This is a genomic window from Globicatella sanguinis NBRC 15551, from assembly GCF_001552295.1.
Taxonomy (GTDB): domain Bacteria; phylum Bacillota; class Bacilli; order Lactobacillales; family Aerococcaceae; genus Globicatella; species Globicatella sanguinis.
This window is the reverse complement of record NZ_BCQX01000081.1, coordinates 1-10,626: the sequence shown is the minus strand read 5'-3', so window position 1 is coordinate 10,626 and position 10,626 is coordinate 1. Positions and strand designations below refer to the sequence as shown.

General features: G+C 35.0%; 10 protein-coding genes. 9 read left to right on the top strand and 1 reads right to left on the bottom strand.

Annotated elements, in window-relative coordinates; translation table 11 throughout:
* The first annotated feature begins 206 nt into the window (after window positions 1-206).
* The 9 genes from GSA01S_RS07395 to ftsX all read left to right on the top strand — a co-directional run bounded on the left by GSA01S_RS07395 (window position 207) and on the right by ftsX (window position 10,115).
* Window positions 207-1,244 (top strand): LLM class flavin-dependent oxidoreductase, encoded by a 1,038-nt coding sequence (locus GSA01S_RS07395; protein WP_245631296.1) that lies wholly within the window; start codon window positions 207-209, stop codon window positions 1,242-1,244.
* A gap of 95 nt (window positions 1,245-1,339) precedes the next feature.
* On the top strand, window positions 1,340-2,692 hold the full coding sequence (locus tag GSA01S_RS07390) for an ATP-dependent helicase ComFA (protein WP_066126252.1): 1,353 nt from the start codon (window positions 1,340-1,342) through the stop codon (window positions 2,690-2,692).
* Window positions 2,661-3,404, top strand: a complete 744-nt coding sequence (locus tag GSA01S_RS07385; RefSeq protein ID WP_169792686.1) for a ComF family protein — start codon at window positions 2,661-2,663, stop codon at window positions 3,402-3,404. Before GSA01S_RS07390 ends, GSA01S_RS07385 begins: the two co-directional genes overlap by 32 nt.
* Before the next feature lie 209 nt (window positions 3,405-3,613).
* A complete protein-coding gene (gene hpf, locus GSA01S_RS07380) occupies window positions 3,614-4,168 on the top strand; it encodes a ribosome hibernation-promoting factor, HPF/YfiA family (RefSeq protein WP_066126250.1) in 555 nt (184 codons plus the stop codon).
* A gap of 112 nt (window positions 4,169-4,280) precedes the next feature.
* Window positions 4,281-4,526 (top strand): hypothetical protein, encoded by a 246-nt coding sequence (locus GSA01S_RS07375; protein WP_066126249.1) that lies wholly within the window; start codon window positions 4,281-4,283, stop codon window positions 4,524-4,526.
* A 171-nt stretch (window positions 4,527-4,697) separates the two neighbouring features.
* A complete protein-coding gene (secA, locus tag GSA01S_RS07370) occupies window positions 4,698-7,133 on the top strand; it encodes a preprotein translocase subunit SecA (protein ID WP_066126247.1) in 2,436 nt (811 codons plus the stop codon).
* A gap of 218 nt (window positions 7,134-7,351) precedes the next feature.
* Window positions 7,352-8,468, top strand: a protein-coding gene (gene prfB / locus GSA01S_RS07365) for a peptide chain release factor 2 (protein ID WP_157064797.1) whose coding sequence is annotated in 2 segments (ribosomal slippage) — window positions 7,352-7,423 and window positions 7,425-8,468 — 1,116 coding nt in all. Because the reading frame shifts where the segments join, the coding sequence is not laid out codon by codon here.
* A gap of 83 nt (window positions 8,469-8,551) precedes the next feature.
* The gene (gene ftsE / locus GSA01S_RS07360; protein WP_066126244.1) at window positions 8,552-9,238 is read left to right on the top strand and encodes a cell division ATP-binding protein FtsE; all 687 of its coding nucleotides are present in this window, start codon (window positions 8,552-8,554) and stop codon (window positions 9,236-9,238) included.
* Window positions 9,225-10,115, top strand: coding sequence for a permease-like cell division protein FtsX (ftsX, locus tag GSA01S_RS07355; RefSeq protein WP_245631295.1), 891 nt, complete (start codon window positions 9,225-9,227; stop codon window positions 10,113-10,115). Before ftsE ends, ftsX begins: the two co-directional genes overlap by 14 nt.
* Window positions 10,116-10,165: 50 nt before the next feature.
* On the opposite strand, the gene mscL is transcribed toward ftsX, so the two are convergent.
* Entirely contained in the window at window positions 10,166-10,534 is a 369-nt protein-coding gene (mscL, locus tag GSA01S_RS07350) for a large conductance mechanosensitive channel protein MscL (protein WP_066126243.1), read from the bottom strand.
* Window positions 10,535-10,626 lie beyond the last annotated feature (92 nt).

The window sequence follows — 10,626 nt, the reverse complement described above, 5'->3', positions numbered from 1 at the left end:
GTTGTACTTATAGGAATTGCATAGAGCTGTTTAGTTCGGGAGTGGGTTAGTTGAAGGTAAGTTATTTTTTTACTTCACTCTCATTCCTTTTTTATTTTTTATCTTTATATTTTAGATAGCGGTAGAATTTTTTAACGCTTTAAGGTATGATGAAAAGGTAAATAAAAGCATAATTTTAAATGGATTAGATATTTAGGAGGGATTATGTGTCCACAGGATTAGAAATAGGTTTATATACTTTAGGAGAACATGTTGTAAACCCTCATACCAAACAATTGATTACGCCACAAGAACGGATTAAAAATATTATTGAAATGGCACAATTAGCCGAACAAGCTGGTTTTGACATTTTTCAAGTAGGAGAATCACATCAACGCAATTTTATTAGTCAAGCCCATTTAATTATTTTAAGCGCGATTGCTCAAAGTACTAAAACGATTCGCTTAGCTTCAGGTGCTACCATTATAGGCGTAGCTGATCCAGTAAGGGTATACGAAGCCGCATCAACAATTGATTTACTATCAGATGGTCGAATGGAATTGGTATGTGGAAGGTCTGCTCGGACGGGTCTCTATGAGACATTAGGATTTGAATTAGCTGATTACGAAGCCTTATTTAATGAAAAATTTGAACTTTTAAAATTAATCAATCAACGGGAAGTTGTTAACTGGACCGGTGAACATCGTGCTCCTTTAAATAATGTTCCTGTATTACCCCGTGCTCTTCAGGAACAAGGATTACCAATTTGGCGAGCTGTTGGCGGAAGTTTAGAGTCAGTAAAACAGGCTGGTCAGGCAGGGGATCCAATTTATGTATCGCACTTTAGTGGGGATTTAAAACATTATCAATTATTAATTGATCAATATCGTCAGTCGTTAAACCATGAAGGCTTTGAACCAAGCCAGTTCCCATTAGCTGTTGCAAGCTATTTATTTGTGCGACCTGACACATCACAAGCAATTGATGATTACTATCCATTTATCAATGAGGGTTCCATTACGGTGAATGAACAAGGAATTGAGAGAAAACAATTTGAAAAAGCTAAAAATCTTGATTCAGTCATTAATGTCGGAAGCCCAGAATTGGTAGTAGAAAAATTAATTAAACAGTATGAAGAATTGGGAATGACTCGCTATATTGGACAAATCGATTTTGGTGGCATGCCATTTGAAGAAGTTAAACGGACGATTACCTTATTGGGCGAAAAAGTAATTCCTGAAGTAAAAAAATATACAACTAAATAAGATAGAACTCTTGTCTCGATGAAATGAAAAAAATCATTCATTGATTCAAGAGTTTTTATTTTTTTCACGTATTTACTTATAAAGAAGGTGAAGAAATGGAAGTAGCATTAGCCGGCAGACAATTAAGTGTGTCTGATTTAGAAAAATTTCAAGTATTAGTATCAGAGTTGGAACACCAAGTGACTCTTTTCGAAAAAATTCCAGCCATCATAAAATTAAAGAACAATCATTGGCAATGCCAACGCTGTGGGAATCAGACCAAGTTTAAACAACTTAATAAAGAGAGGGTTTATTGTATAAATTGTTTACAATTAGGAAGAATAAGTTCAGCAGAATTTTTGTATCGCATTCCAGCCTATCAACATCAAGTTGACGATAGTCCACTCCTTACTTGGCGCGGACAACTTTCTGATGAACAACATCGAGCATCAACAGCTATGTGTAACAAGCTTCATCAGTATCAAAAAATCCACATTATTCAAGCAGTAACAGGTGCGGGTAAAACAGAAATGATTTTTAAAGTTATTGAGAAAGTATTACAGCAAGGAGGCAGAGTAGCGATGGCTTCGCCTAGAATTGATGTTTGTTTAGAATTAGCACCACGTCTACAAGAAGCTTTCAAGACCGTGAAAGTCATCACGCTTCATGGGACCATGACAGAAGCCTATCATTATACCCGGATTGTCATCGCGACCACCCATCAATTATGGAAATTTTATCATGCTTTTGACTTAATTATTGTCGATGAAGTGGATGCCTTTCCCTTAGCGGGAGATGATAGCTTACATTTTGCGGTCAAAAATGCGGTGAAAAAGGAAGGAAAATTAATTTATCTAACAGCAACACCAGATAGTTATATTGAGAAGTTAATAAGGCAAAAAAAGGCTGAAAGAACGATTTTACCTGCACGATATCATCGTTATCCACTTCCAGAACCACAATTTATTTGGATTGGCGATTGGCGTCAACAAATAATGCTAAAACAGTCTTCAGGATCCTTAATGGTTAAAATAAAACAATTTTTATTATTAAAAGGTGTAAAATTGATATTTATGCCTGATATTCTTTTAGCTGAAGCTTTATATGAATGGCTACAAGCAGAAGCACTTGCTAACAAAATGGCTGTTGTTCATGCGAAAGATTATTTGCGCAAAGAAAAAGTACATCAGTTACGACAAGGAGAATTATCTACTTTAATCAGTACCACAATCTTAGAAAGAGGTGTGACTTTTACAAATTGTCAGGTCATGATTATTGGTAGTGAGGATCGAGCTTATAGTAGTTCGGCGATTATTCAAATGAGTGGTCGTGTTGGGCGCAAACCGAATTATCCTACAGGAGAACTATGGTATGCGCATTATGGTATTAGTGTATCAATGATTAAAGCTCGTCATAATATTAGGAAAATGAATCGTCTTGCTAGAAAGATGGGACTACTTAATGATTGATGAAATAACCCATTGTTTAAGATGTCAAGAGCCGTTACGTCAACAATTAAGTTGGCAACAAATTTGGAGTTTTACTACCATTGAGTGGCCATCATGTTGTGAAAGCTGTCAGTCAAAATTTAAAAAATGTGCTACTAAAGGAGTCTGTTGCTACTGTCAACATCCACTAATAAAAGTTGATGAAACAATTTGTTTCGATTGCCAACAATGGTTAAAGTTATATGATGAAAACTATTTAAATCATCGTTCTATTTTTGAATATAATGATTTTTTTAAAGATTGGATTCGTGATTATAAATATTTAGGGGATATCAGACAAGCACAAATCATGCTACCAATTTTGAAAGAATACTATTATCAATATTCAAATTATACATGGACTTATTTACCCAGTTCACCGCAAAATTATAAAAAAAGAGGGTTTAATCAAATACAGGTTTTGTTTGAATTAGCCCATATTCCTTATCAAGAATTATTCGATTATAATATTCATCAGCCAGGACAGAGTCAGGCTAAGAAAAATAAAAAAGAACGATTGAATTTAGTGCAACCCTTTATAATCAACAATGAAAAGATAGAGACAAAAAATATTTTAATCGTGGATGATGTCTATACAACGGGAACCACCCTAATTAGAGCGAAAGAACTGTTATTTCAACATTCAATTGAACGATGTTTAAGTCTTACTCTGGCACGTGATAGTTTAATATAAACAATAATATTATGAAAATATTTGAAAACTATGCGATAAAATATTTGATTACGTTTCCAAAAAATTAAAAATGTGGTATAATATGTTAAAAGCTAGCCAATGCTTTTTAACAATAGTAAAAGAAGTCATTGAGAAGAAAGCTCCTATTTTTAGCGGAATCAAAATGATGAATTTACTCATTGTAACTTTATATGAAATGAGGGATTTGTATGTTTACGTATAATGTTCGTGGAGAAAATATTGAGGTTACTAAAGCAATACGAGATTATGCAGAAAAGAAAGTTTCAAAATTAGAACGTTTCTTTGATGATGTACCTGAAGCAACAGCGTATGTTAATTTAAAAGTTTATCCTGATAAAACTGCAAAAGCTGAAGTAACGATTCCACTATCATTTTTAGTATTGCGTGCAGAAGAAACCACTCCAGATTTATATGCAAGTATTGATTTAGTTGTGGATAAATTAGAAAGACAAGTACGCAAATATAAAACAAAAATTCATCGCAAATCTAGAGAACGTGGATTTGATGGATTGGCAACACAATTTGTTGCAGAAGATGTAAAACCTGAATCAGAAACTGAATTAGAGATTGTACGTTCAAAACGTGTGAATTTAAAACCAATGGACAGTGAAGAAGCAGTATTACAAATGAATATGCTTGGACATGACTTTTTTATCTTCACTGATGCTGAAACAGATGAAATTAACATTGTGTACCGTCGTAAAGATGGACGTTATGGTTTAATTGAAACAGCGTCAATGTAAGTAAATTAACTAATTAAGGATGGGAAAACGAAAGAATTCATAGGAGTTCATTCGTTTACCATCCTTTTCTTATGTTATAATCTAAAATGAAAATGAAGATTAGGAGGATTTTATGAATCAAAGTCAAAAGAAAATTGTGACATTTATCTTCGCTATGGTAATAGGGCTAATTCTGGTTCTTAACGTACCAATGGCTTATTTTATTGGTCTCATTTTATCATTTATTATTTTATTTGGTCAAAATCATCATGATGTGATGAATATAGGTAAAACCCATTCTATGGGAAAACCAGTAGATTTTTTCCCTATTATTTTAGTCGGTTATTTGATTGCCGGCATCATTAGTTTCTTTGTTTAATCTAATTCAAAGCAAAATAATGTGAAAAGCTAAATGATGTGCTAAGATATGTTTAAAATAGAAAAAATGTTTCTATTTAGATAGCTTTAATGATATAATGAGAGAGTGAATGTATAATTTTAATTGAGATTATAAAAGATAAAGATTGATTGACAAAGGAGCTATGAATTAATGGCGAATATTCTGAAAAATATGTTTGAAAATGACAAAGCAGAATTGAAAAGAACAGCAAAAATTGCTGATAAAGTAATGGAATTAGAACAACGTTACAAGGATATGACCGATGAAGAGTTACGTGGTCAAACTAATATCTTTAAAGAACGTTTATCTAAAGGTGAGACCCTTGATGATATTACCGTTGAAGCATTTGCGGTGACCCGTGAAGCAGCAAGACGTGTTTTAGGGTTATTCCCTTATAAAGTACAAATTCAAGGTGGGCTTGTTATCCATAATGGTGATATTGCCGAAATGAAAACCGGTGAAGGTAAAACATTAACCGAAACAATGCCTGTTTATTTAAATGCTTTAACTGGAAAAGGGGTTCACGTTGTAACGGTTAACGATTATTTAGCCACACGTGACTCAAAGGAGATGGGTGAAGTCTTCCGTTTCCTAGGCCTAACAGTTGGTTTAAACTTGAACAGTATGTCAGCGGCGGAAAAACGTGCGGCTTACAATTGTGATGTGACTTATTCGACTAATAATGAATTAGGCTTTGACTATTTACGTGACAACATGGTTGTTTATAAGCATCAAATGGTTCAACGTCCTTTACATTTTGCGGTAGTGGATGAGGTAGACTCTATTTTAATTGATGAGGCTCGTACACCTCTAATTATTTCAGGCCAAGCAGGTCGTTCAACGGCTCTTTATTCACGTGCTGATTATTTTGCAAAAGGATTAAAAGAAGAAGAAGATTATACTATTGATTTAACTTCTAAAACGATTGCCTTAACCGATACCGGGGTTGATAAAGCGGAACGTGTCTTCCGTTTACCAAATCTTTATGATGTTAATAATACGGCTCTAGTTCACCATATTGATCAGGCGTTACGTGCCAATTACATCATGATTCATGATATTGATTATGTAGTTGATGAAGGTAAAGTAAAAATCGTCGATCCATTTACAGGACGTATTATGGAAGGACGACGTTATTCTGATGGCTTACATCAAGCGATTGAAGCAAAAGAAGGCGTCGAAATTGAAAATGAATCCAAAACAATGGCGACCATTACTTTCCAAAATTATTTCCGTATGTATGAAAAATTATCCGGAATGACCGGGACTGCTAAAACAGAAGAAGAAGAGTTCCGCGAGATATATAATATGAATGTTGTTTCAATACCGACCAACCGTCCAGTTATTCGTGATGATGCAGCCGATTTATTATATCCAAACTTAAAAACCAAATTCCGTGCAGTCGTTAAAGACATCAAGGAACGCCATGAAAAAGGGCAACCGATTTTGGTGGGGACAGTTGCGGTGGAAACCAGTGAATACTTATCGCGTTTACTAACACAAGAAGGCATACCACACGAAGTGTTGAACGCTAAAAACCACTTTAAAGAAGCGGAAATCGTGATGCAAGCAGGGCAACGTGGTGCTGTTACGATTGCAACGAACATGGCTGGTCGTGGTACTGACATTAAATTAGGTAGTGGTGTAAAAGAAATAGGCGGTTTATGTGTAATCGGAACAGAACGCCATGAATCACGTCGTATTGATAATCAATTACGTGGACGTGCGGGTCGTCAAGGAGATCCAGGTGCTTCTCAATTTTATTTATCTTTAGAAGATGATTTAATGCGTCGCTTTGGTTCAGATCGTGTCCAAGCTGTTTGGCAAAAATTAAATATGACTGAAGATGAAGATGAGGATGTAGCAATTCAAAGTAAGATGTTATCACGTCAAGTTGAATCAGCTCAAAAACGTGTTGAAGGTAATAACTATGATACCCGTAAAAACGTTCTAGAATATGATGAAGTCATGCGTGAACAACGTGAAGTTATTTATGGTCAACGTTTACAAGTTATTCAAGAAGAAGGTAGCTTAACTCCTTATATTAAAGCAATGATTAAACGTACGATTCAAGCCCAAGTAGATTATGCTACTGAAGGTGAAAAGAAAACATGGAATTTAGAAGGCTTATTAGAATTTTCCCACAATTCATTATTCCATCCAGACAAAATTTCATTAGCTGACTTACAAGGTAAATCACCAAAACAATTGGTTGATTATTTATACGATAAAGCATCTAAAGCGTATGATGAAAAGATTCAAACCCTTGCAACACCAGAACAGGTCAATGAGTTTGAAAAAGTAATTACCCTTAAAGTGGTAGATGCGAAATGGACAGATCATATTGATATGATGGATCATTTAAGACAAGGTGTCGGATTACGTGCTTATGCACAAACAAACCCATTAACGGAATATCAAACTGAAGGTTATGAACGATTCCAAGAGATGATCGCTGCAATTGAAGCGGATATCACGCGTTTTGTTATGAAGGCTCAAATTAGACAAAATGTGGAACGTGAGCAAGTGAATAATCCTGCAGCTCGTCCAGCGCCTAGTTCAGCACCAAAAGATGCGATTAAATAATATTATTATGTGAAGACAGGTGGAGCATATTAAGATTATGCTTTTCACGACCTTCTTAACAATCTAAAAGTGCAGTGGTTGACTGACTTAAAACAAAGTTCGGTTGGACGGGTTTTAAAAACGAGTCAACTGTGAGGGGTGGGCTGTAGAAGCGAAAATCACAGATTTTCAACTTCTAGTCCACTCTCTTTTTCTAAAGAAAGGAATATTAATTACCGATGGAATTATATGAGATTAAACAGTTTATGACAGAAGCCGAAAAACAGATAAATAGTTTTAGGGGGTCTCTTTGACTTTGATGCATTAGAAGCCGATATTGCAGATTATGAGCATCAAATGACGGATGCCCATTTTTGGGATGATAATGAACAAGCTCAAAAGACTATTAATTTATTGAATGAAGCAAAATCTACTTATCAAACTTTTAAAGGATTAGAAGGACAGTTTGAAGAGATTTTAATGGCAGTCGAACTATTTGAAGAATCTGATGATCATGATTTAATGGAAGAAGCAATTGAACAAGTAGGTCAGTTGAAAAAAAGTTTAACGAATTATCAATTGAAATTATTATTATCAGAACCACATGATGCCTCTAATGCTATTTTAGAGATTCATCCCGGTGCTGGTGGGACCGAATCACAAGATTGGGGTAGTATGTTATTAAGAATGTACCAACGTTGGGCAGACCAAAATGGTTTTAATGTGAGTATGGTAGACTATCAAGATGGTGAAGAGGCCGGTATTAAAAGTGTGACTCTGGAAATTGAAGGGCATAATGCTTATGGATATTTGAAATCAGAAAAAGGTGTCCATCGTTTAGTAAGGATTTCGCCATTTGATTCGAACAGTCGTCGACACACCTCGTTTTGTTCAGTTGAAGTCACACCGATGATTGATGATACGATTGAATTAGAAATCAATCAAGATGATTTACGGATTGATACTTATCGAGCATCGGGAGCTGGAGGTCAACACATTAATAAAACCAGTTCGGCAATCCGAATCACGCATATTCCAACTGGCATTGTAACACAAAGTCAATCTCAACGCTCACAATTTCAAAACCGTGATTTGGCAATGAAATTATTAAAAGCAAAACTCTATCAATTGGAGGAAGAAAAAAAGGCCCAAGAAATTGCGGAATTAAAAGGAGAACAAAGTAAAATTGCTTGGGGTTCACAAATTAGATCGTATGTTTTTCACCCTTATTCAATGGTAAAGGACCACCGTACCAATTATGAGACGGGTAATGCTCAAGCAGTAATGGATGGCGATTTAAATGAGTTTATTGATGCCTATTTAAAATGGCGTATTCAAGATCATCGAGAAGAATGACAATGATTTGATACTCGTTTGACAAAAGATAATAATATTTTTATGTTAAACTAAATGAGAAAATACCTGAAAAGGAGAAAATGATGATAGAACTAACGAATGTAACGAAGCAATATCCTAATGGTATTAAAGCATTAGACAATATCACCTTACGTATTGAGCAAGGTGAATTTGTTTATTTAGTCGGACCAAGTGGTTCAGGAAAATCAACTTTTATGAAATTACTTTATCGCGAAGAAGTTCCTACGAAAGGACGGGTTCAAGTAGGTAAATATCAAATGCCTAAAATGAAGGACAAAGAGGTCCCTTTTTTAAGACGTTATGTAGGAGTTGTTTTTCAGGATTTTAAATTATTACCCAAACTAACCGTTTATGAAAATGTTGCTTATGCAATGGAAGTCACTGGTAAGAAAAGTAAAGATATTAAGCATCGAGTCAATGAAGTGTTAGAGCAAGTAGGTTTAAGAACGAAAGTCAATCAGCTACCAGAAGAATTATCTGGTGGAGAGCAACAAAGAGTGGCGATTGCTAGGGCAGTCGTTAATAAGCCCGCTATTCTAATTGCCGATGAACCGACTGGTAATTTAGATCCTGAGACAGCTCTAGGAATTTTGAAATTATTGGAAGATATCAATAATTTAGGCACCACTGTTATCATGGGAACACATAACGAAACATTCGTTAATGACTACCGTCATCGTGTATTAGAATTGAACCGAGGACACTTGGTTCGCGATGATTATAAGGGGGAATACGATGATCATCATTAGAAATTTCTTCCGTCATGTTCGTGATGGTATCCGGAATTTATTTAGAAATGGTTGGATGACAACCGCTTCCGTTTTTACAATGGCTTTAACCTTGTTTATGATAGGAGGGCTCGTCTTACTTTTAACCAATATTGAAAAGATTACTTCAGATATTGAATCCAGTATTCAAATTCGCGTAATGATAGATGCTGCCGCCAATGAGCAAGATGAAAAATTGTTAAAAGAAGAAATTCAAGCGATACAACATGTTAAGACGATTACGTATCGGACTAAAGATGAAGAGCTAGAAGCCTTAATCGAAAATGTAGGGGAAGAATTTGCTCTCCATGAAGGCGATGCAAATCCTTTATTAAATGTATACGTTGTAGACGTAGATGATGTTGACAACATTAGCGAAGTTGCCAATCAGATTAATGACTTAAAGTATGTTTCAGAAGCGAATTACGGTGCTTTAACAGCAGATAATTTATTCAAGCAGATTGATGTCTTACGTTATATTCTCGCTGTGATTGCGGCTATTTTAATTGTAGTAGCGGTATTATTAATTAGTAATACGATTCGTCTTACAATCTTTGCCAGACAGACAGAAATTGAGATTATGCGTTTAGTAGGAGCCAAAAATAGCTTTATCCGAGCACCCTTTGCTTACGAAGGAGCTTTTATCGGTATTTTGGGCGCAGGCATTGCCTTTGGTATACTCTATGCTATTTACGAAGCTGTTCGTCGCGTACCGGGACAAATTTTTGGAATGGTAAATATCCAATTTTTACCAACGATGCCATTATTGATATATATTGGAATCGGCATATTGATTATAGGAATCATTTTAGGTATTTTTGGAGCCCGTCGTTCGATGCGCCAATTTTTAAGAATATAAGATAAAAAACGTTGTGAAGCAGAAAATGGTTCACAACGTTTTTTATAGAGTTATTTTTTACGTAATTCGGTTAAAATGTCTTGTAATAATTCAGTTTCAGTTGGTGCAGCCGGACCTTCTTCAACAGGTTTAGGTCTTTGAACTTTTTCTAAACCTTTAATAACCATAAATAAGAAAGCTGCGATTAAAAGAAAATTAATAATAGCTTGAATAAAGTTACCAACACCTAAAGTAGTGTTTCCAATTTTTAAAGCAATACCTGAAACGTCAGCTTGACCCGTGATGGCGACAATGATTGGCATAAAAATATCTTCAACTAAACTAGTAATAATTGCAGTAAAAGCAGTACCCATAATAACAGCAGTTGCTAATTGTAAAATATTATCATTAGCAATAAACTCTTTAAACTCTTTCCACATTTTTTCCCCTCCTAAATTCTTCAATGTGTGTCAACTATACCATAAATTTGAAATAATTTCATTTAAAAAGGTGCCAATGATAGTGTCAAATT

Excerpts from the sequence above, each read along its gene's own strand:
- GSA01S_RS07390 (WP_066126252.1), top strand. The coding sequence starts at position 1,340 with ATGGAAGTAGCATTAGCCGGCAGACAATTAAGTGTGTCTGATTTAGAA.
- hpf (WP_066126250.1), top strand. The coding sequence starts at position 3,614 with ATGTTTACGTATAATGTTCGTGGAGAAAATATTGAGGTTACTAAAGCA.
- GSA01S_RS07375 (WP_066126249.1), top strand. The coding sequence starts at position 4,281 with ATGAATCAAAGTCAAAAGAAAATTGTGACATTTATCTTCGCTATGGTA.
- secA (WP_066126247.1), top strand. The coding sequence starts at position 4,698 with ATGGCGAATATTCTGAAAAATATGTTTGAAAATGACAAAGCAGAATTG.
- ftsE (WP_066126244.1), top strand. The coding sequence starts at position 8,552 with ATGATAGAACTAACGAATGTAACGAAGCAATATCCTAATGGTATTAAA.
- ftsX (WP_245631295.1), top strand. The coding sequence starts at position 9,225 with ATGATCATCATTAGAAATTTCTTCCGTCATGTTCGTGATGGTATCCGG.
- mscL (WP_066126243.1), bottom strand. The coding sequence starts at position 10,534 with ATGTGGAAAGAGTTTAAAGAGTTTATTGCTAATGATAATATTTTACAA.